This window comes from [Actinomadura] parvosata subsp. kistnae (assembly GCF_900323885.1).
In the GTDB taxonomy this organism is placed as follows: domain Bacteria; phylum Actinomycetota; class Actinomycetes; order Streptosporangiales; family Streptosporangiaceae; genus Nonomuraea; species Nonomuraea composti.
Map to the genome: position 1 here is coordinate 2,770,913 of NZ_OOHJ01000018.1, position 19,675 is coordinate 2,790,587.

General features: G+C 70.4%; 23 protein-coding genes, 1 tRNA gene and 1 riboswitch. Of the genes, 14 read left to right on the forward strand and 10 right to left on the reverse strand.

All coding sequences use genetic code 11. From position 1 onward, the window contains the following. Positions 1-6 precede the first annotated feature (6 nt). A complete protein-coding gene (locus KIS93_RS32905; RefSeq protein ID WP_080044004.1) occupies positions 7-747 on the reverse strand; it encodes an FhaA domain-containing protein in 741 nt (246 codons plus the stop codon). Between the two features lie 199 nt (positions 748-946). On the opposite strand from KIS93_RS32905, the gene KIS93_RS32910 reads away from it, so the two are divergent. Then, positions 947-1,029, forward strand: a tRNA-Leu gene (locus KIS93_RS32910). Positions 1,030-1,340: 311 nt separating this feature from the next. Here the strand turns inward: KIS93_RS32910 and KIS93_RS32915 are convergent. Together KIS93_RS32915 and KIS93_RS32920 are read right to left on the reverse strand one after the other, a co-directional pair. Beyond that, a complete protein-coding gene (locus tag KIS93_RS32915; protein ID WP_329607655.1) occupies positions 1,341-2,345 on the reverse strand; it encodes a hemolysin family protein in 1,005 nt (334 codons plus the stop codon). A 2-nt stretch (positions 2,346-2,347) separates the two neighbouring features. Next, positions 2,348-3,700 carry a hemolysin family protein gene (locus tag KIS93_RS32920; protein ID WP_080044002.1) on the reverse strand — a complete coding sequence of 451 codons (1,353 nt, stop codon included), beginning with the start codon at positions 3,698-3,700 and terminating at the stop codon, positions 2,348-2,350. A 244-nt stretch (positions 3,701-3,944) separates the two neighbouring features. On the opposite strand from KIS93_RS32920, the gene KIS93_RS32925 reads away from it, so the two are divergent. Beyond that, complete coding sequence (locus KIS93_RS32925; protein WP_230465693.1) at positions 3,945-5,234, forward strand: LCP family protein; 1,290 nt, start codon at positions 3,945-3,947, stop codon at positions 5,232-5,234. 33 nt (positions 5,235-5,267) lie between these two features. On the opposite strand, the gene KIS93_RS32930 is transcribed toward KIS93_RS32925, so the two are convergent. Beyond that, positions 5,268-5,966 carry a GOLPH3/VPS74 family protein gene (locus KIS93_RS32930; protein ID WP_080044001.1) on the reverse strand — a complete coding sequence of 233 codons (699 nt, stop codon included), beginning with the start codon at positions 5,964-5,966 and terminating at the stop codon, positions 5,268-5,270. Positions 5,967-5,990: 24 nt separating this feature from the next. On the opposite strand from KIS93_RS32930, the gene KIS93_RS32935 reads away from it, so the two are divergent. Further along, complete coding sequence (locus KIS93_RS32935) at positions 5,991-6,596, forward strand: TenA family protein (RefSeq protein WP_080044000.1); 606 nt, start codon at positions 5,991-5,993, stop codon at positions 6,594-6,596. A gap of 45 nt (positions 6,597-6,641) precedes the next feature. Then, the gene (locus tag KIS93_RS32940) at positions 6,642-7,520 is read left to right on the forward strand and encodes an Fpg/Nei family DNA glycosylase (RefSeq protein ID WP_080043999.1); all 879 of its coding nucleotides are present in this window, start codon (positions 6,642-6,644) and stop codon (positions 7,518-7,520) included. Between the two features lie 6 nt (positions 7,521-7,526). Here KIS93_RS32940 and KIS93_RS32945 read toward each other — a convergent pair whose 3' ends face one another. Next, complete coding sequence (locus tag KIS93_RS32945; RefSeq protein ID WP_080043998.1) at positions 7,527-8,921, reverse strand: MFS transporter; 1,395 nt, start codon at positions 8,919-8,921, stop codon at positions 7,527-7,529. A gap of 123 nt (positions 8,922-9,044) precedes the next feature. On the opposite strand from KIS93_RS32945, the gene KIS93_RS32950 reads away from it, so the two are divergent. The 3 genes from KIS93_RS32950 to KIS93_RS32960 all read left to right on the forward strand — a co-directional run bounded on the left by KIS93_RS32950 (position 9,045) and on the right by KIS93_RS32960 (position 11,228). Then, positions 9,045-9,434, forward strand: coding sequence for a winged helix-turn-helix transcriptional regulator (locus KIS93_RS32950; protein WP_246005388.1), 390 nt, complete (start codon positions 9,045-9,047; stop codon positions 9,432-9,434). Then, positions 9,431-9,754: a rhodanese-like domain-containing protein gene (locus KIS93_RS32955; protein ID WP_080043996.1), complete on the forward strand. Its 324-nt coding sequence runs from the start codon at positions 9,431-9,433 to the stop codon at positions 9,752-9,754. The genes KIS93_RS32950 and KIS93_RS32955 overlap by 4 nt, the downstream gene beginning before the upstream one ends. 54 nt (positions 9,755-9,808) lie before the next feature. Then, positions 9,809-9,921, forward strand: a riboswitch (TPP riboswitch). Continuing rightward, the gene (locus KIS93_RS32960) at positions 9,912-11,228 is read left to right on the forward strand and encodes a purine-cytosine permease family protein (protein ID WP_080043995.1); all 1,317 of its coding nucleotides are present in this window, start codon (positions 9,912-9,914) and stop codon (positions 11,226-11,228) included. (Overlaps the previous riboswitch by 10 nt.) Here KIS93_RS32960 and KIS93_RS32965 read toward each other — a convergent pair. Beyond that, entirely contained in the window at positions 11,188-11,766 is a 579-nt protein-coding gene (locus tag KIS93_RS32965; protein ID WP_080043994.1) for a methylated-DNA--[protein]-cysteine S-methyltransferase, read from the reverse strand. The two genes, KIS93_RS32960 and KIS93_RS32965, sit on opposite strands and share 41 nt — an antisense overlap. Before the next feature lie 94 nt (positions 11,767-11,860). On the opposite strand from KIS93_RS32965, the gene KIS93_RS32970 reads away from it, so the two are divergent. Further along, a complete protein-coding gene (locus KIS93_RS32970) occupies positions 11,861-13,729 on the forward strand; it encodes a sensor histidine kinase (RefSeq protein ID WP_080043993.1) in 1,869 nt (622 codons plus the stop codon). Positions 13,730-13,871: 142 nt separating this feature from the next. Then, positions 13,872-14,303 (forward strand): ATP-binding protein, encoded by a 432-nt coding sequence (locus KIS93_RS32975; protein ID WP_230465692.1) that lies wholly within the window; start codon positions 13,872-13,874, stop codon positions 14,301-14,303. Here the strand turns inward: KIS93_RS32975 and KIS93_RS32980 are convergent, their stop codons facing one another. The 3 genes from KIS93_RS32980 to KIS93_RS32990 form a co-directional block, all read right to left on the reverse strand. Then, positions 14,304-14,951: a YidC/Oxa1 family membrane protein insertase gene (locus KIS93_RS32980; protein ID WP_080043991.1), complete on the reverse strand. Its 648-nt coding sequence runs from the start codon at positions 14,949-14,951 to the stop codon at positions 14,304-14,306. It abuts the gene before it with no gap. 84 nt (positions 14,952-15,035) lie between these two features. After that, positions 15,036-15,233, reverse strand: coding sequence for a DUF6412 domain-containing protein (locus tag KIS93_RS32985; RefSeq protein WP_080043990.1), 198 nt, complete (start codon positions 15,231-15,233; stop codon positions 15,036-15,038). Positions 15,234-15,239: 6 nt separating this feature from the next. Continuing rightward, the gene (locus KIS93_RS32990) at positions 15,240-15,413 is read right to left on the reverse strand and encodes a hypothetical protein (protein WP_155128785.1); all 174 of its coding nucleotides are present in this window, start codon (positions 15,411-15,413) and stop codon (positions 15,240-15,242) included. A gap of 94 nt (positions 15,414-15,507) precedes the next feature. Here KIS93_RS32990 and KIS93_RS32995 point away from each other — a divergent pair, with 94 nt between their 5' ends. Both KIS93_RS32995 and KIS93_RS33000 read left to right on the forward strand, forming a co-directional pair. Further along, entirely contained in the window at positions 15,508-16,200 is a 693-nt protein-coding gene (locus tag KIS93_RS32995) for a response regulator transcription factor (protein WP_080043989.1), read from the forward strand. Between the two features lie 63 nt (positions 16,201-16,263). Then, entirely contained in the window at positions 16,264-17,370 is a 1,107-nt protein-coding gene (locus KIS93_RS33000) for a sensor histidine kinase (RefSeq protein ID WP_080043988.1), read from the forward strand. 17 nt (positions 17,371-17,387) lie between these two features. On the opposite strand, the gene KIS93_RS33005 is transcribed toward KIS93_RS33000, so the two are convergent. Beyond that, positions 17,388-17,660 carry a hypothetical protein gene (locus KIS93_RS33005; protein ID WP_230465691.1) on the reverse strand — a complete coding sequence of 91 codons (273 nt, stop codon included), beginning with the start codon at positions 17,658-17,660 and terminating at the stop codon, positions 17,388-17,390. Between the two features lie 310 nt (positions 17,661-17,970). On the opposite strand from KIS93_RS33005, the gene KIS93_RS33010 reads away from it, so the two are divergent. The 3 genes from KIS93_RS33010 to KIS93_RS33020 are packed head-to-tail and all read left to right on the forward strand — an operon-like array spanning position 17,971 to position 19,661. Further along, positions 17,971-18,318, forward strand: a complete 348-nt coding sequence (locus tag KIS93_RS33010; RefSeq protein ID WP_080043986.1) for an STAS domain-containing protein — start codon at positions 17,971-17,973, stop codon at positions 18,316-18,318. A gap of 33 nt (positions 18,319-18,351) precedes the next feature. Then, positions 18,352-19,077, forward strand: coding sequence for a glycosyltransferase family 2 protein (locus KIS93_RS33015; protein WP_080043985.1), 726 nt, complete (start codon positions 18,352-18,354; stop codon positions 19,075-19,077). 44 nt (positions 19,078-19,121) lie between these two features. After that, positions 19,122-19,661 (forward strand): DinB family protein, encoded by a 540-nt coding sequence (locus KIS93_RS33020; RefSeq protein ID WP_080043984.1) that lies wholly within the window; start codon positions 19,122-19,124, stop codon positions 19,659-19,661. Positions 19,662-19,675: the final 14 nt, after the last annotated feature.

The following is a 19,675-nucleotide window of genomic DNA, read 5'->3' on the forward strand; positions in this document are numbered from 1 at the left end:
CTACCCCTAATCGCGCCGGAACACCAGAGTCGTGCGCCCCAACGTCACTCGCGTGCCGTTCTGGAGCTCGATCCTGCGCACCGGCTGGCCATTGACGAAAGTGCCGTTCGTCGATCCGAGATCCACGAGAACCACGGTCTGGCCCTCGACGCGCAGCTCCGCGTGGTGCCGCGAAACTCCGGGATCGACGAGACGAAGATCGCAGTCGGTGCCCCTGCCGAGCAAGGTCACCGGAGTGGTGAGCTCGTAGGAGCGGTCGCCCTGCGGATCGTCCTGAGTGGAGACGAGCAGCCGGGGCCGCCCGTTGAAGGCGTGAGGCCGCGACGGAGGCAGGTCGCTCGCCGGCTGGCGGATCTCGTCCTGCTCGACCGTCGCGCCGCGGATGACGCCCGACCTGATGCGGAACAAGCCCACAGCCAGGTCACCCGCGGTCTCGAAGCGCACCCGGACCGGTCCCACGAAGGAGTAGCCCTGTTCCTTGGCGTACTCCCTGGCGAGGTTGGCCAGCTCGTGGCTGATGCTGTCGGCGTAGACCTCAAGCCTCTCGCTGTCGGTCGTGGACAGCTCCACCACGAAGTCGTTGGGCACGAGCGTGCGACCTTGCGCGACGATCGCCGCACGCTCATCCATCTCCCGCTGAACCGCGCTGGCGACCTCGACCGGCTGAAGGTCAGATTTGAACGCCCGCGCAAAGGCTCCCTCAACCAAGCCTTCGAGCCTTCGCTCGAAGCGCTGAAGGACTCCCACCGGGTACCTCCCTTCCTCCGTGCATATGATCGCGGCCCCGAGACGCTATCGGCGCCCGGTCTCCGCTCGTTCCACGTCACGGTCTTCCAGGCGCCCGTCGGCTGTCGCGCCCAGCTCCTCCGCTCCCGTGTCTTATGCGATCGTATCCGGGTTCAGTACCAGTGGCTGTTCCGTGCTAATGTTCTTTCCGCACCCACAAGGGCGGGTGGCGGAACGGCAGACGCGCACGGTTCAGGTCCGTGTGTCCGAAAGGACGTGAGGGTTCAAATCCCTCCTCGCCCACTCCGGGTCGCCGATGAAATCGGCAGACCCACACTGACGAAACAAGCCCCGGTTCGCAAGAGCCGGGGCTACTTCTTTGTCGCGACCTTGTCAGGGCGGCTGTGCTCCGCATGGAGACCGTAGATGCCCTCACTTGCAGATCACTTTCGGATGACTTGAGTGATTTAGCTCACATTGTTCGACGGCGCAGCCACCGAGGCCCGGACACCGGCCGACCGCTTGTGCGTCCCAGTGTAAACGGAACGCAGTCGTTCGCCTACCGTACGACAATATCGCGGTGGGCGGGGGTACGCCCCCGCCCACCGCTCGTCCTACGCCGCCCGGGTGTCCAGCAGCTCGCCCACCAGGTCGGTGAGGCTCACCATGCCGATGACCTCCTCCGCCGCGTTCGTCACCAGCGCCAGGTGGGACCTGGCCTCCTGGAGCGCCGTGACGGCCTCGGGCACCTGAGTGGTGCACGGGAGCCTCGGCAGCGGCCTGGTGAGATCAGCGGCCTTGCTGTCCGGCTTCAGCAGGGCCTCTCTGACGTGCAGGGCGCCCTCCACGCCGTGCGGGCCCTCCACCAGGAGCCGCAGGTGGGCGCTGCCCGCTGCGGTCTTCCTGATCTCCGCGGCCGTCGCCGTCGCCCTGACCTTCACGACCCGGTCGAGGGGCACCATCAGGCGCTCGATGCCCTCGTCGTCGAGCCGCAGGGCCCGGGTCAGCAGGTCGTGCTCCTCCCGGTCCAGCAGGCCCATCCGGCCCGACTCGCCGACCAGCATGGCGAGCTGGCGCGGCGTCCTCGTCGTGGCCAGCTCGTCGCGCGCCTGCACGCCGAAGAGGTGCAGGATCAGGTTCGTCAGCGCGTTCAGCGCCGACAGCAGCGGGCGCATGACCGTGGTGAACGCCCTGAACGGGAACGTCAGCACGAGCGCCGCCCGCTCGGGGTGCGTCAGCGCCCACGACTTCGGCGCCATCTCGCCGATCACCATGTGCAGGAACGTCACCAGGGCCAGCGCGATCACCAGCGCGATCGGCAGCCGCATGGCCTCCGGCACGCCGATCACGGCGAAGACCGGCTCCAGGTAGTGCTCCAGCGCCGGCTCCGTCACCTGGCCGAGGCCCAGCGTGCACAGCGTGATGCCGAGCTGGGCGCCGGCCAGCATCAGCGACAGCTGCCTGCTGCCGCCCGCCGCCGACCTGGCAGCCACCCTGACGAGCCGGTTGCCGCCCGCCGCCATCTCCTCCAGGCGGTGCCGCCGCGAGGAGACGAAGGCGAACTCCGCCGCCACGAAGAGCGCGTTGAAGGCCAGCAGCGCGAGGCTTAGAATGATCATGGTCATCGGGACGTCGCCTCCGCGTGCCGCAGCGGCGTCAGACGCACCCATTCGGGCACCCGCCGGTTGAGCGAGATCACCGTCAGCTCCGCCTGGTGCTCCTCCACGTCCTCCGCGAAGGGATCGGTGTGGGCGTCCTCGATCGGTACGGTCACCGTGTCGCCGGGATTGGGCATCCGGCCCAGCCGGGCCAGCACCAGACCGGCGAGGGTGTCGTAGTCGTCGCTCTCCGGCAACGACACCCCCGTGGCGCGCTCGACCTCGTCGAGCCGCAGGCTGCCCGGCACCTCCCAGATGCCGCCCGGGTGCTCGACGGCGCCCACCGGCTCGGGGTCGTTCTCGTCCACCAGCTCGCCGACCAGCTCCTCGGCCAGGTCCTCGATCGTGATGACGCCCGCCAGGCCGCCGTACTCGTCGATGACGCAGACGATGTCGTCCTTGGCCGCCCTCATCCGGTCGAGCACCGCCGGCAGCGGCACCGAGTCGGGCACCAGCAGGGCCGGCCGGGTGATCGCCGCGACGCTGCCCTCCTCAAGCCCGGAGGCGAGCAGCTCGCGGACGCCCGTGACGCCCACCACGTCGCCGTCCTCGCCCACCACGGGGTAGCGGGAGTGCCCGCAGTCGCGCATGACCGCGAGGAGGTCGCCGATCGGCTGCGTGGCACGCAGGACCACCACCCGGGGGCGGGGCACCATGATCTCCTCCGCCGTGCGGTCACCGAACTCCAGTGCCCGCTCCAGGAGGTCGGAGAGCCGGGCGGGCAGCTCGCCCGCCTGGGTCGACTCCGCGATGATGCGGGAGAGCTCCTCGGGGGTCGCGCCGTGTTCCACCTCCTCCACGGGCTCGATGCCGACGCGCCTGAGCAGCCCGGTGGCGGCGTTGTCGAACAGCTTGACCACCGGGCCCACGATCGCCAGATAGACCAGCGTCGAGCCGGCCAGCGTCTTGGCCACCTGCTCGGGCCTGGCGATGCCGAGGTTCTTGGGGGCCAGCTCGCCGAAGACCATCTGCACCACGGTCGCCACGAAGACGCCGATCGCCACGGAGAAGCCCGTGATCATCGCTTCGGACAGGCCCGCGCCGGCCAGCCACGGCCGCACGATCACGGCGATCGCCGGCTCGGCCAGGAAGCCGACCAGCAGCGCCGTCACCGTGATGCCGAGCTGCGCGCCGGAGAGCATGAAGGACAGGCGGGAAGTGACTTGGAGCGCCTTGTCGGCGGAGGTGTCGCCGGCGGCGGCCTGCTCACGCAGCGCGGCCCGGTCGGCGGCGACGAAGGCGAACTCCTGGGCGACGAAATAGCCGGTCGCCGCGGTGAGAAGCAAGAGGGCCAGCAGCCCGAGATAGGCGCTCACCGCAGTGAGCCCTCAGAGGAACCCGTGCCCGAGCACGGGCGAAGACTCCACGGGTCCGGATCGGACACGATCATCCCTTCGGTAGAGGTCGTCCATAACCGTAACGACGCAGGTGGCATCTATGTTTCCGCAGTGACTCTCAGCTAGTTCTGAGTACTTTTCCGTGGGAAAACCTTGGCGGAACGTCTTCACTGCTGGGGGGTTGGACGTAGCGTCTATGACAAAGCGAAGGGAAGAAGGCGAAGTGACCGAGGACGACCGTACCCGGGCCATGCGCTCACCAGGCGACGGCCGCCCGCTGCCCCCACGGCCCAGTGACGGCCTGCGCTCGGGGGGCGCGCCCGCTCACCGGCTCCCTTCGGGAGGGCCGGGAGCGCCCACGCACCAGCTTCCCACCGCCGCCCAGGCTCCCGAGTCGCCGCGGGCCGACGAGCCGCCCCGGGCGAGCTCACGGGTCTACGGCCGCGAACGCTCCGGCAAGAGCCCGGTCAGGCCGTTCCGGTCGCGCGGTGACGAGCCGCCCGGCGGGTCCGGAGGCCAGGAAGGGCGCGGCGGCGGTCTCAAGGGGCCGCGCAGGAGGATCTCCTGGAAGGCGATCGTCGCCGTCGTCGCCGGGCTCCTGGTCGTGTTGCTGGTCGCGGCCATCGCCCTGTTCTTCGTGATCGACTCGCGGCTGGCGGGCATCGACGGCGTGCTCGACGACTACCAGGGCCGGCCCGCCGACACCCCCGGCACCAACTGGCTGCTCGTCGGCTCCGACAGCCGCAAGGGCCTGACCGCCGCCCAGCGCAAGAAGCTGGCCACCGGGCGGGCCGCGGGGCAGCGTACGGACTCGATGATGCTGCTGCACATCCCCGACGGCAGCGACAAGCCCACGCTGGTCAGCCTGCCGCGCGACTCCGCGGTCACGATCCCCGGCAAGGGGCGCAACAAGCTCAACGCCGCCTACGCCATCGGCGGCCCCAAGCTGCTCGTCCAGACCGTCGAGACGGTCACCGGCGTGCACATCGACCACTACATGGAGATCGGCTTCGCCGGGTTCGTCGGCATCGTCGACGCCATCGGCGGCGTCGAGATCAACGTACGGGCGGCCGTCGACGACCCCAAGGCGGGGCTCAAGCTCAAGAAGGGCGTCCAGGTGCTCAACGGCTCCCAGGCGCTCGGCTACGTCCGCACCCGCAAGGGCGGCGCGCTGCCCGACTTCGAGCGGACCAAGCGGCAGCGGCAGTTCCTCGGCGCGGTCGTGAAGAAGGCCGCCAGCCCCGGGGTGCTGCTCAACCCGTTCACCTCGGTCCCGCTGGCGTTCAGCGCCACCGACGCGGTCGAGGTCGACTCCGGCACGGGGGCGTTCAACCTGCTCTCGCTGGGGCTGGCCATGGGCGACAGCCCCGTGACGACGGTGGTGCCGTTCGGCGGCACCGAGATCGCGGGCGGCGGGTCGGCGGTCAAGTGGGACCGGACGAAGGCGCTGGCGCTGTTCGACGCGCTGAAGGCGGACAAGCCGGTGCCGAAGGAGATCCTCGACGCGGGCTGACGTCCATAGGGTTGGTCGCTTGGCCGAGAGGGGTCAGTCGCCTCCGCCGTCGCCGCCCCCGTCTCCGCCGTCCCCGCCGCCGCCACCGCTTCCCGAGGAGGTGGAGGTGCCGGTGAGCAGGACGGCGGACTCGATGGCGGCGATGGTCTGGGCCACCGCGTCGGCCGCCCACGCGCCCTTGGCGATCTCCTTGACGCGCCTCCTGCTCGCGCCGCCGAACGCCGTGCGGCTCAGCCCGGCCGCGCGCGTGATCGCGATCAGAGCGGCCGTACGCTCGTCCGGACGGGCGCCCGCCAGGACGGCGGAGACGCGCTCCCTGACGTCCGCCTCCACCCCGGGGTGCGCCTCCGGCCAGCGGGTGACCGGGAAGAGGCCCAGCACCCTGCCGCGCCGCTCGCTCAGGACGCCCGCCGCGGCCAGCCGGGACAGCAGGCGGTCGCGCAGCTTGTGCGACTGGAGCTTGCGCACCCACCAGACGGGGCTGCGGCCGGCGCTCTTGGCGGCGATGAGCGCCAGGGCGGCGTCGAGCTCCGGGTCGCCGAGCGGGGCCGGGTCGGTGACCGTCAGCCTCTTGCGCACCCGGCCCGCCAGCTCGATCCGCCCGCGCACGGCCAGCTCGGCCAGGACCGCTCCGGCGATCGCCGGGTCGAGCCGCGTGACGCTGATGAGCGGCTTGCCCTTGTCGTCGCTGTAGGCGAGCAGGAGGAGCTCTTCGGCGATCGTCACCGTCATGCCGTGAACACTAATCTCCCAGCCATGAGCATTTCGGCGAGATTGCACGCGATCGGGCACCCGCTGCTCCAGGCGCAGCTCGGCCACGCCACGGTGCGGGGCATCGGGCGCGGGGACCTGCCGGAGGCGGTGTTCCGGTCGTGGCTGGAGCAGGACTACCTGTTCCTGCTGGACTACGTGCGCGTCTTCGCCCGGCTGGCCTGGCAGGCGCCCGACGGGCATCTGGGTGACCTGGTGGACCTGGCGCACACGACCTTTCACGACGAGCTGAGCCTGCACCGGTCGATGTCGGCGGAGTTCGGGGCCGACCTGGAGGGGGCGGTGAAGGGGCCGGCGTGCGCGGCGTACACGGCGTTCCTGCTGGAGTCGGCGGCCTCGTACGGAGAGGGGCTGGCGGCGCTGTACCCGTGCATGTGGGGATATTCCAACCTCGGGCGGATCCTGGCGGAGAACCCGCCGAAGGAGCCGCGCTATCGGGCGTGGGTGGACACGTACGCGGATCCGGGGTTCGCGGCGCTGACGGCGCGGATCGGGCAGATGATCGACGAGGCGGGGCCCGATCCTGACCGGGCGGAGGAGCTGTTCACCGAGGGGATGATGCACGAGCTGGCGTTCTGGGACGTGCCCTGAGCCCGGCGAACGTGGACACCGGGGAGTGGCACGTACCCTGGTGGCATGCCCGAACTTCCCGAAGTGGAGTCGCTCACCCACTTCCTGCGCGAGCGGGCGGTGGGCCGCACGATCCTGGGGGTCGACGTGGTCGCCATCCAGGCGCTCAAGACGTTCGATCCGCCGGTCACCGCGCTCGGCGGGCTGACCGTCACGGGCGTGGCCAGGCACGGCAAGTTCCTCGACCTCGACTGCGACGGCCTGCACCTGGTGATCCACCTGGCCCGCGCGGGGTGGCTGCGCTGGCGTGACGACCTGTCCGGCGCCAAGCCGGTGCGGCCGGGCAAGGGGCCGCTGGCGGTGCGGGTGCGGCTGGCGCCCGACGACGAGGGGCTGGCACCGGGGTTCGAGCTGACCGAGGCGGGGACGCAGAAGCGCCTCGCCGTCTATGTCACGAAAAATCCGGACGAAGTGCCGGGCATTGCCGCGCTCGGCCCCGACCCGCTCGCCGAGGGCTTCACGGTCGACGCGCTCAAGCGGATCATCGGTGGCAACCGCACCCAGATCAAGGGGCTGCTGCGCGACCAGAAGGTGATCGCGGGCATCGGCAACGCCTACTCCGACGAGGTGCTGCACGCCGCGAAGATGTCCCCGTTCAAGATCGCCGCCACGCTGACCGACGCGCAGATCGCCGACCTGCACGAGGCCATCGTCACCACGCTGCGCGACGCCGTCGAGCGGGCGCACGGGCTGGCGGCCAAGGATCTCAAGGCGGAGAAGAAGTCGGGCCTGCGCGTGCACAACCGCGCGGGGCAGCCCTGCGACGTGTGCGGCGACACGATCAGGGAGGTCTCGTTCGCCGACTCCTCGCTGCAGTACTGCCCCACCTGCCAGACAGGCGGCAAGCCGCTGGCCGACCGCCGCCTGTCCAAGCTGCTCAAATAGTGCTGCTCAAATAGTGCTGAGGGCCCTTTCCCGTACGCGCGTGCGCAGGCCCGCGACCGCGATGACGGCGGCCAGCAGCGTGGCCGTGACGGGCACCACCAGGGCCGTGCGCATCGCCTCCAGCCCGGCGCCGGCGTCCGTGGCGCCGCCGAGGGCGGCCACGTTCACGGCGGTCACCATCGACAGGCCCAGGGCCGCCCCGAACTGGAACGAGGAGTTGATCAGGCCGCCGGCCAGGCCCTGCTCGTGCTCGGCGATGCCGTCCGTGGCCACGATCGTCAGCGGGCCGTAGACGAAGGCGAACATCAGGCCGATCAGCAGCATCGACGGCAGCATGGCCGCGTACGTCCAGTCCAGACCCACGCCGAGGAACAACGCGTAGGCCAGCAGGCCCGACAGCAGGCCGCCGAGCACGACCTTGGCGTTGCCGTACCGGTCGACCAGCCAGGGCGTGAGCGTGGGGGCCAGCACCACGTCCGCGGCGGCGGCCAGCAGGGCCAGGCCCGTCTGGACGGTGGACCAGCCGCGCAGCTCCTGGAGGTAGAGCGTGACCAGGAACTGGAAGCCGAAGAACGAGGCCGTGAGCAGCGCGGCCATGACGTTCGCGCGGACCAGCGGGCCCGAGCGCAGGATCCCGAGGCGGACGAGGGGGCTGGCGGAGCGGCGCTCGACGGCGACGAAGAGCGCGAGCAGGGCCAGGCCGGCGGCGAAGGCCCCCATGGTCAGGAGCGGGCCGTCGGAGGGGTGCTCCAGGCGTACGACGCCGTAGACGAGCAGGATCATCGCCCCCGTGACGGTGATCGCGCCCGCCACGTCGAAGCTCCCCTCCGCGCGGTCGCCCCGGTCCTTGATCAGGGGGATGGCGGCGACCAGGATGGCCAGCGCCAGCAGGACGGGGGCGAAGAACACCCAGCGCCAGCCCAGCGCGGCCAGCAGCCCGCCGATCACGAGGCCGAGCGCGAAGCCGCCGGCGGCGGTGCCCGCGTAGATCAGCAGGGCCCGGTTGCGCTGCGGGCCCTCGGGAAAGTTCGTGGTGATGAGGGACAGGCCGGCAGGCGTCATGAACGCGGCGGCCACCCCCGTGACGAACCTGGCCACCAGCAGCACCCACCCCTCCTCAGCAAAGCCGCCCAGCCCTGAGAACAGCAGGAACACCACCAGCCAGAGCAGGAACATCCGCCGCCGCCCCAGCAGGTCGGCCGCCCGCCCGCCGAGCAACATGAAACCGCCGTAACCCAGCACGTACGCGCTCACGACCCCGCTCAGCATGCCGGTGGACAACCCCAGGTCGGCCCGGATGGACGGGAGCGCGACGTTCAGCATGGCGACGTCGATGCCCTCAAGGAAGATGGCACCGCACAACACGATCAGGACACCCCAGGATCGGGTGGGCACAGGCATGACAAAGACCCCCGGTTACGAATAGGCATTCGGTTCTCTCTTGTAACCGCCCCACATCATGCGCCAGCATGATTTGTCGTGGAAGAAGGCACTTCTCAATCACTCGGTTACTGCGAAGGCACCGTGGACGACGACTACGACGTGCGCCAGTGGGACGTGCGTGAAGACTGCGAGGTCCGCCAGATACTCGACCGCATCGCCGACAAGTGGTCGCTGCTGGTCATCGCCCTGCTCGACTGCCAGAGCCTGCGCTTCACCCAGCTCCGCCGCGAGATCGACGGCATCAGCCAGCGCATGCTCAGCGTCACGCTGCGCCAGCTCGAACGCGACGGCCTGGTCAGCCGCACCGTGCACCCGGTCGTGCCGCCGCGCGTGGACTACGAGCTGACGCCGCTCGGCCGCACGCTGCACCAGACCATCAAGTCGCTGGTGACGTGGACCGAGCAGCACCAGGAGGAGATCATCGCCGCCCGTGCTTCCTACGATGCCAGGCGCGAGATGATGGAGACATGACCGTTCCCGAGATCGAGGCCACCGCCGTTCCCGCAGACGCCTACCTGCTCGACGTCCGCGAGCAGGACGAATGGCTGGCCGGCCACGCGCCTGAGGCCGTCCACATCCCCATGACCCAGATCCAGGGCCGGGTGGACGAGGTGCCGAGCGACCGTCCCGTCTACGTCGTCTGCCGGGTGGGCGGCCGGTCCATGAACGTGGCGGCCTGGCTCAACCAGCTCGGGCGCGAGGCGATCAACGTGGGCGGCGGCATGCAGGCGTGGGAGTCCGCCCGCCGGCCGATGGTCAGCGAAACGGGACAGCCGCCGTACGTCGCGTGAACTCGCCCACTATGGTGGTTCTGCCGTCATTGAGGCATGATGAGGGCACAAACTACAGATCGTCGCGGGAGCTTGGGGCAACCAGGCTGAGAGGGCAGATACCGCTGCTGCCGACCGCCTGAACCTGTCCGGGTAATGCCGGCGTAGGGAGTGTGCGATGTCGCATGTCGCCGACGAAGTTCCGCTGACACTCGAAGGGCGGCCGCCGAAGACGCTGGGCGTGCTCGACCAGGGCGCGCTCTGGGCGAACCTCGGCGTCAGCCTTCTCGGCTTCTCCGGGGCGATGTTCCTGGTCGACCCGCTGGGCAACGCCCCGCTGAGCCTCGCGGCGGCGCTCGTGGCCACCGTGGTCGGCAGCCTGATCGGCACGGCCATGGTGGGCCTGTCGGCGGTGCCGGGCACGCAGACGGGGCAGCCGGCGATGGTGCTGCTGCGCGGGCTGTTCGGCGCCCGGATCTCGTACGTGCCGACGGTGCTGAACATCGTGCAGATGCTCGGCTGGGGCGCGTTCGAGCTGTGGGTGATCGCCACCGCCGCGGGCACGATCTTCCCCGTGCCGTACGCGGTGTGGGTGATCGTGGCCGGGGTGCTGACCACGGCGCTGACGATCTGGCCGCTCGGCTCGATCCGGGTCCTGCGCCGGTACGTGACCGTCGGGGTGATCGTCGCGCTGGTCTGGTTCGCCTGGTTCTTCCTGCGGGAGGCGCCGCCGCAGGATGGCGGCTCGTGGACGGCCTTCCCCGCCGCGGTCGACTACGTGATCGCGCTGTCGGTGTCGTGGGTGCCGATGGCGGCCGACTTCGCCCGGCACTCGCGCTCCACCGGCGCCGCCTTCACCGGGGTCGTCGGCGGCTACACGCTGGCCCAGGTGGCCTGCCTGGGGCTCGGCGTGTACGCGGTGGCGCTGGCGGGCGACGCCGACTCGGTGTTCGGCACGTTCGTCGCGGTGCCGCTGGGCGCGTTGTTCTTCGCGATCCTGGTGCTGCGCGAGACCGACCAGTCGTTCGCCAACGTCTACTCCACCACGGTCTCGCTGCAGAACCTGATGCCCCGCGTGGACCGCCGGGTCTTCTCTGTCGCCATCGGCGTGCTCACCGTCGTGATCGCCCTGCTCGTGGACGTGACCTCGTACGGCGCGTTCCTGGGCGTGATCGGCGCGGTGTTCGTGCCGATGTTCGCGGTGCTGGCCGTGGACTACTTCCTGCTGGGCGGCGCCCGGCGCTGGAACACCGAGGAGTGGGCGCCGTCGCGCTGGTCGATGCTGGTGCCGTGGGCGCTGGGCTTCGCGGCCTACTGGCTGACGACCTCGACGCCGACGATCGCGGCGTGGGACGCGTTCTGGGCCGGCGTGCGCGAGGCCATCGGCTTCACCCGGCAGGTGTGGATGAACGGCGCGCTGGGCGGCGCGCTGGTGGCCGCCGTGGTCACGCTGCTCATCGGCCTGCTGGTGCGGAGGCCTTCCGTTCGACGTTGAGCAGGTGCTGCTTGGCGTGCTGCCCGCCCGCGTAGTCGCCGAGCGCGCCGTCCTCGCGCACCACCCGGTGGCAGGGCACGATCACGCAGACGGGGTTGGAGGCGAGGGCGTTGCCGATGGCGCGCAGCGCGCGCGGCCGGCCGATGCTCTCGCCGATGCGCTCCAGCGTCGTGGTGGTGCCGTAGGGGACGGCCATGGTCTTCTGCAGCACCGTGCGCGCGAACGGCGTGGCCAGCGCCAGGTCCACCGGTGTGGCGAACGTGCGCAGCCGCCCCGAGAAGTACGCGTCGAGCTCTCTGCGCACCGGGTCGAGCCGCCTGGCGTCGGGCCCGATGAACCTGCCCACGTGCCGGCTGACCAGCTCGTACACGTCGTTCTCTGCCTCGAAGCTGCACGCCGCGATGCCCTTGCCGGTGACGGCCAGCACCAGCCTGCCCACGGCGCCGTCGTAGGTGCCGAAGGCGATGTCGGGCGGGGTCTCGCCCCGATAGGTGCTGGAGGTCACCCGCAACAGGGCATCGAGATCGTTGCTCGACATGCCTCGCACCCTCCCACCGCCGGGAATCACCGTGACCGCAGCGTATCGGACGGATCTCCCGACGCACCCACCGCACCACGTGCACTATGGAGTAGTGGGGGACGAATGGGCCGGTAGTGACGATGAGATCGCTCGCGCGGCGCTCGCCAGCTCGCCCAACGCCGTCGTGGCGCTCGACCGGGACCAGAGCGTGCTGGTGTGGAACGCCGCGGCGGAGCGGGTGTTCGGCTGGAGCGCGGACGAGGTGATCGGGCGCAGGGCGCCCATCGTGCCGGACGAGCTGACCACCGAGCACACCGCCGCCCTGGAGCGGGTGCGCACGGGTGAGCCCGTGTCGCTGCGCACCAGGCGCCTGCACAGCAACGGCACCCTGCTCGACCTGCGGGTGGACATCAGCGCGTTGCGCCTGGGCAGCGCCGTGGGCGGCTACGTGTGCGTCTACCATCCGGCGCTGGCCGACCACGTGGCCAGGGAGCGGGTGGCGCGCCGGGCCAGGCTCGTGCGCCGGCTCACCGACGTCGTGGGCGACATCAACTCCGAGCTGGAGCTGTCGGCGGTGCTCGACCGGATCTCGGCCAGCCTCACCGAGCTGACCGGCGCGGACGCGGGTGGTTTCGTGCTCATCGAGGGGGAACGGCTGCGGCTGGTCAGTACGTACCAGCTGCCCGCTTCGATCAGGGGCACCACCACCGAGCTGCGCACGAGCCTCGTGGACAAACTTTTACGGACGGGGAAGACCGTGCTGCTGGAGTCGCACGGTCTCGACGACCTTGTGTGGGCCCGGCTGAGCGGGCTGCACACGATCGCGCTGGGGCTGGCCGCCGTGGGCGGGCGGCCGTACGGCGCGCTCTACGCGTTGTTCGCCAACAGCACACCGGGCCACCTGGAGCTGGAGCTGCTGGAGCTGCTGGCCGGGCACGCGGGCATCGCGGTCGGGAACGCGGTGGCCTACCAGGAGGCGGTGCGGCAGCGGGCGTACGAGCGGGCGGTGTTCGACGCCAGCGCCGACGGCATCGCCGTGCTCGACGAGGACGGCCGGGTCGTGCGCTGGAACCCGGCGGCGGCCGGGCTGACCGCGCTGCCCGTCGAGTCCGTGCTCGGCGGGCCGCCGCCGTTCCCCGTGCCGTCGGCCGGGGAGAAGGGCACCTTCCAGCTCGACAACGGGCGCTGGCTGGACGTCGTCAGCGCCCGGATCGAGGAGACCGGCGAGGTCGTCGTCGACTTCCGCGACGTGACCGCGGCCAAGGAGCTGGAGGAGGCCAAGGACCTGTTCCTGGCCACGACCAGCCACGAGCTGCGCACCCCGATCACGATCGTGCGCGGGTTCGCCAGTACGCTCGACTCGCGCTGGGACAAGATGAGCGACCCCGAGCGCCGCGCCGCCGTGCACACGATCGCCGAGCGGGCCAGGTCGCTGGGCGAGCTGATGGACCACTTGCTGCTGGGCGCCAGGGCGGGCGCGGACGAGCTGAAGGTGCGGATCGAGGAGTTCGACCTGGCCGAGCGGATCGACGGGGCCACACTTGGGTTGCCCTCCTTGTCGGACCGGCACCGGGTGGAGGTGGAGCTGGCCGAGGGGCTGCCGTACGTGCTGGGCGACGCGCTGGCCACCGATATCATCCTCGGCCAGCTGCTGGAGAACGCGTTCAAGTATTCGCCCAGGGGTGGGCTCATCAGCGTGGGGGCCTGGCCGGAGGAGGACAACGTGGTCGTCGTGGTCGATGATGAGGGGGTCGGTATCGCCCCGCCTGACCGGGAGCGGATCTTTGAGCGGTTCGTCCAGGTGGACAGCGGCGACCGGAGACGGTTTGGTGGAGTAGGGCTCGGGCTCTACATCGTCCGCAGCCTCGCCAGAGCACAGGGGGGAGATGTCAGCGCGCATCCGAGACCGGGAGGGGGCACCAGAATGCGGCTCGTCCTCAGGTGTGCTTCCCCTATCCGATCCGACACACCGATGCGGTAACGAGGTGGTCACGGTTGAGCTGATCTATCGTCCAATGTGTACAAGCTGTGATCGAGATGCGGTTTCTGGGATCGAGTAACGGGGCATTTCGGTCGTACCGGGGAGTGTTCCCGCGGGGGGCACAGGTAACGGGGAGGTGGGTGTGTCAAGCGTGGTGCTGCTGCCGTACGCGCCGTCCAGCGTTGCCGTCGCCCGCCAGCGTCTGAGCACTGACCTGCAGGACAGCGGGGTCTTTGCCGCCGCGATCGACGATGCGGTGCTGGTGGTGAGCGAGTTGCTGAGCAACGCGCTGCGGCACGCGCATCCGCTGCCGTCGGGCATGGTGAGGGTCGCCTGGCTGCGCAGTGACGATCACATCGAAGTGGCGGTGAGCGACGGGGGTGCGGCCACGGAGCCGCGGGCGGGCCGCCCGACCCTGTCCTCGCTCGGGGGCCGGGGGCTGGGCATCGTGGAGTACGTGGCGGAGAGCTGGGGAGTCAGGCACGACGGCGACACCACGACCGTCTGGGCCATCCTGCCCGCTCCCAGCCAGTCGATGAACGGGCAGGTGGCGGCCCTGCGAGAGGTCAGCTAGCTAGGCGGGCTGCAGCCGCCTGTTGAGCGCCGCCCGCTCGGTGACGGCCCACGCCGTCGAGACGAGCAGGTAGAGCGCGGCGGCCAGCGGCAGCACGAGCGTGGCCAGCACGGTGCCGTACGGCAGCAGCCGCATAATCTTCTTCAGCAGCTCCGGCTGCTCCTCCGCGATCTTCATTTGCCGCGCCGACAGCCACGCCACCACTGCGACCAGCGCGATGACCAAGACGAAGACCAAAAATGGTCCGCTGACCAGACCGTAATTGGCGATCACCCCGGCGACCTGCTGCCCCAGCGGTGCGCCGAAAAGCTGATGGCCGACGAGCGCCGTCGGGTGCGTGGCGACCTGGTACATCAGCCACAGGAACGGCAGCTGCGCCAGCATCGGCAGGAACCCGGCGAACGGCGAGGTGCCTTCCTTGGCGTACAGCGCGTTCATCTCCCGCGACAGCCGCTCGGGGTTGCGCCCGTGGCGTTTCTGCAGCTCACGCAGCTTCGGCGCGAGCCTTTCGCGGATCTTCATCGTCCGGGCCTGGCGGACGTTCAGCGGGAGCAGCAGGAGCCGTACGGCCAGCGTGAACAGCACGATCCCGAGCGCGGCACTGCCGCCGGACATGCCGATGACGAACGTGACAAGAGAATCGATCATGAGCCCTGTTTCCTCGAAAAGGGAGATCCGGGCTCACTCATGAGCGAGCGAGCCCCGCTTACGTGACGTGAAAGCGGGGCACGCCTAAGGCGCTCGTGGCCGCGACCGGCCGGCCGCGTCGGGGTCACGCTGCCGCTGGAAGGCCGTGCGGCGCGCGTAGGACAGCGGGAAGCTCGGCGGCTCCCCGCTGAGGGCGGGCAGCAGCGCGGCCGCCCACGTGGCCAGCAGCAGGATCGCCACCATGGTGATCCCCACCAGCCACGGATCGAACAGGAACTGCATCGAAGGTCAGTGCGAGCGGGAGGACTTGCCCACCACGGCGACCGCCACGAAGACGAGGACCGCGATGACGCCGATGATCAGAGCGAGCTTGATCAGGCCTGCCAGCATCGGCAGCAGGAAGTTGAACAGCACGAAGAGACCCAGCAAGGTCCCTATGACGAGCATCACGACTCTACCCATGAGGCCACCGTACGTCCTCCGCCCATGATCCGCGAGCCTTACGAAGCGATGACGCGTACATCACTCCCCGCCTCCCTGGCCGTACCGTGAAACCGTGAACACACGCATCCTGGTGGTCGACGACGATCCGACCGTCTCCGAGGTCGTGGCGCGCTATCTGGAGCGTGACGGGCACGAGGTCGAGTGCGTCGGCGACGGCGCCGAGGCGCTGCGCAGGGCGCTGGCCCGGCCGCCCGACCTCATGGTGCTCGACCTGATGCTGCCCAAGATCGACGGGCTCCAGGTGTGCAGGAAGCTCAGGGAGCGCTGGCCCGTACCGGTGATCATGCTGACCGCGCTCGGCGAGGAGATCGACCGCGTCGTCGGGCTGGAGACCGGCGCCGACGACTACGTCGTCAAGCCGTTCAGCCCGCGCGAGCTGGCGCTGCGCGTGCAGTCGGTGCTGCGGCGGGCCCGCGGCGCCGCCGTCACCAGCGGCACCGGCATCCTGCGCGACGGCGACCTGGTGGTGGACGTCGGCGCCCACGAGGTACGGCTGCGCGGCGAGGAGGTGCTGCTGACGGCCCGCGAGTTCGACCTGCTGGCCCACCTCATGCGCAACCCGCGGCAGGCGTTCAGCCGGTCGGCGCTGCTCAACCAGGTGTGGGGCTGGTCGTTCGGCGACTCCTCCACCGTGACCGTGCACGTGCGCAGGCTCAGGGAGAAGATCGAGACCGACCCGACCGATCCGCGGCGCATCGTCACGGTGTGGGGCGTCGGGTACCGGTACGAGCCTCTGGAGGGCTGATGACGCCGGTGCCGGGCAGGGTGGAGGGTCGATGATGCCGAGGCCGGGCAGGGTGGAGGGTCGATGATGCCGAGGCCGGGCGACCTGCCCATGATCGTGGCCGTCACGGCCGGGCTCGGGCTGCTCATCGCGCTCGCCGGCATCTGGCTCATGTGGCGGCTGCGTGCCAGGTCCATCGGGGTGATGCTGGCCGTGGTCGTGGTGGTCGCCGTCACGGCCACGCTGGCCGGCGTCGTGGCGATCATCACGAAGATGTTCATCGAGGGGCCGGCCAAGGACTTCGTGCTGAGCGTGGTGGCCGTCGGCGGGCTGGTGGGGCTGGGGGTGGCGTTCGTGCTGGCCAGGCGGGTCGTCGGAGAGAGCAGGCGGCTGGTCCAGGCGGTGCGCGCGGCGCCGTTCGTGGCCCCTCGGGGGCTGCCCGCGGAGCTGCAGACGATCGCCAACACCCTTGAGGAGGCGTACGCGCGCGAGCGGGCCCTGGAGGGGGCGCGGCGGGAGCTCGTCGCGTGGGTGAGCCACGACCTGCGCACGCCGCTGGCCGGGATGCGGGCCATGGCCGAGGCGCTGGAGGACGGCGTGGTGTCCGACCCCGCGACGGTCGCGCGCTACCACCGGCAGATCAAGCTGGAGGTCGAGCGGCTGTCCGCGATGGTGGACGACCTGTTCGAGCTGTCGCGGATCCACGCGGGTGCGCTGCGGCTTTCACGGGCCAGGATCGGGCTCGCCGACCTGCTCGCCGACACGATGGCCGGCGCGGAGCCGCTGGCCAGGGCCAAGGGAGTGGTGCTCACGGCCGAGGCGTCGGCCGCCGTGCCCGTGGAGGCCGACGCGGGCGCCCTCGGACGGGCCCTGGGGAACCTGGTCGTCAACGCCATCAGGCACACGCCGTCGGACCGGACCGTGGTGCTCAGGGCCGAGGTGGACGCGGCCGGAATGGCCTGCCTGTCCGTCACGGACTGTTGCGGGGGGATACCCGAGGAGGATCTCCCTCGGGTGTTCGAGGTGGCCTTCCGGGGGGAGGCGGCTCGTACCCCGACCGCTGACGGCGGGGCCGGGCTCGGGCTGGCCATCGCGCAAGGGATCGTGGAGGCGCACGACGGGGTGATCGACGTGGTCAACGACGGGCCCGGGTGCCGGTTCGAGATCCGGCTGCCCCTGGTCGGCGGCTGACCTCCTCGTCCCCCCGCTCAGGCGCTCTCCGGCAGGTCCCGGGGCTCGCCGAACGACTCCGCCATCGCGCGGAACGTCGGGCACGGCCAGCGCCACATGCAGCTCCGGCAGCGCAGTATCGGATGGGCGGTGTCGCTCGTGATGCCCCCCGCGTCACGCGGCTGGTGGAGATCGAGCAACCTGAGCCCGAGCTCCGAGAACCTGAGCAGCTCGGTACGCGCCGCCGCGAGGAACTCCAGGTCCTCGATCGCGAGCCGGGTGCGGATGGGGACGTAGCCTTCGTGGTTCACCAGGCCGCGCAGGCGCCCCGCTTGGTCATGCCATGACGTCGCCTTCTCTGTGCTGATTTGGATGGTCTCCAGGCGTTCTCGGAGGCCCTGGCGCTGAGCGTCTTCGGGTTTTTCAGCTTTCATCGATCCGGGGCCCGTCGGTCGTGCCCCAGCCCCTCCTTCTCCACGAAGCGGTGGCGGTTCCCGTGTCACGCTGTCAAGCTTCGCGTACTCTCCGTTTTCATGGAGCCCAAACGGAGGACAAAAACCTGTGGTTCCCCTATCGGCGTGACAACGTGACCGGAAGCGCTCGCGCCGCTAGCCTGCCCATGTGGAGCTCAAGGTCTCGACTCGATCACATGCCGGGTGCGCACTCGTTGCCATCACCGGAGAAATCGACCTCTATACGGCGCCTCACCTGCAGTCCGAGTTCACTCGGCTGCTGCAGGACGGGCCAAGCCGGGTGGTCATCGACATGTCCGCCGTGGATTTCTGCGACTCCACGGGGATGAACGTGCTGCTCTCGGCGCTGAAGCGGATGAAAGAGCAGGGAGGGGCGCTGGAGGTGGCCGCGCCGCGTCCCGCCGTACGCAAGATCCTTCAGGTCACGGGGCTCGACTCGGTGTTCACCGTGCACGAAGAGGTGCCGCAGGAGCTCCTCGTCGCAGAGGGCTCATGACGGGTGCACACACCGCTGTGGAGGCGATGACCGGTGAGTGGTGACACGGCGGTCGTCATCCCCGCCGTCAACGAGGCCGACCGCATCGAGGCCACCGTCAAGGCCGCCGCCGCCCTGCCCGGCGTCGACCTCGTCGTGGTCGTCGACGACGGCTCGACCGACCAGACGGGCAGGGTGGCCCGCGCGGCCGGAGCCAGGGTGGTGCGCCACAGCCGCAACCGCGGCAAGGCCGCCGCCATGGAGACGGGCGCCGAGGCCGTACGCCTGCTCGACGAGGACGCCGCCCCGCGCCACCTGCTCTTCCTCGACGCCGACCTCGGCGAGACGGCCCAGGCCGCCGCGCCGCTGATCGCGCCCGTGCGCGAGGGCACGGCCGACATGACGATCGCCGTGTTCACCACGCGGGTGAAGCTGGGCGGGCACGGCTTAGTCGTACGGCTGTCCAAAGAGGGCATCCGCCGCGCCACCGGCTTCGACCCGGCCCAGCCGCTCAACGGCCAGCGCTGCCTGACCAGGGCCGCGTTCGAGGCGGCGCGCCCGCTGGCGCACGGGTTCGGCGTGGAGACGGCGCTGACCATCGACCTGCTGCGCAAGGGATACCGCGTCCTCGAGGTCGAGGTGGACATGGCCCACCGGGCCACCGGCACCGACTGGCGGGCGCAGCTGCACCGGGCCCGGCAGTTGCGGGACGTCGCGCGGGCGCTGGCGGTGCGCGAGCCCGTCGTCGTCCACAACCTCGACAAGCTCCGGCACCGGTGACCATCGGCGGTGCGGTTGATCGTCCCGGCGCCTACACTTCCGGCATGCCGGACATAGATGAGCAAGGCCGCCCCGAACCACCGCTCGCCGAGGGAGAGCTCGCCACCCTCGTCGGTTACCTGGAGTACCACCGCGCCACCCTCGCGTGGAAGACCGCCGGACTGGACGCTGCCGGGCTCAAGGCCACCGTGGGCGTGTCCTCGATGACGCTGGGCGGGATGCTCAAGCACCTGGCGTACGTCGAGGACTTCTGGTTCGCCCGCTTCCTGCACGACCGCGAGGGCCAGCCCCTGTGGGGCACGGTGGACTGGAAGGCCGACCCCGACTGGGACTGGCACTCCGCCACCGGGAACACCCCTGAGGAGCTGCGCGAGCTGTGGCAGGACGCCGTGTCACGCTCCCGCGCCCTGCTGGACGAGGCGCTGGCCGATGGCGGCCTGGACCGGCTGTCCACGCGGGCGTGGGGTGATGGGCGCAAGGTCAATGTGCGGTGGATCCTCGTGCACATGATCGAGGAGTACGCACGGCACAATGGCCACGCCGACCTCATCCGGGAGTCCGTGGACGGACTGACCGGGGAGTGACCGCTTTTCCGCAG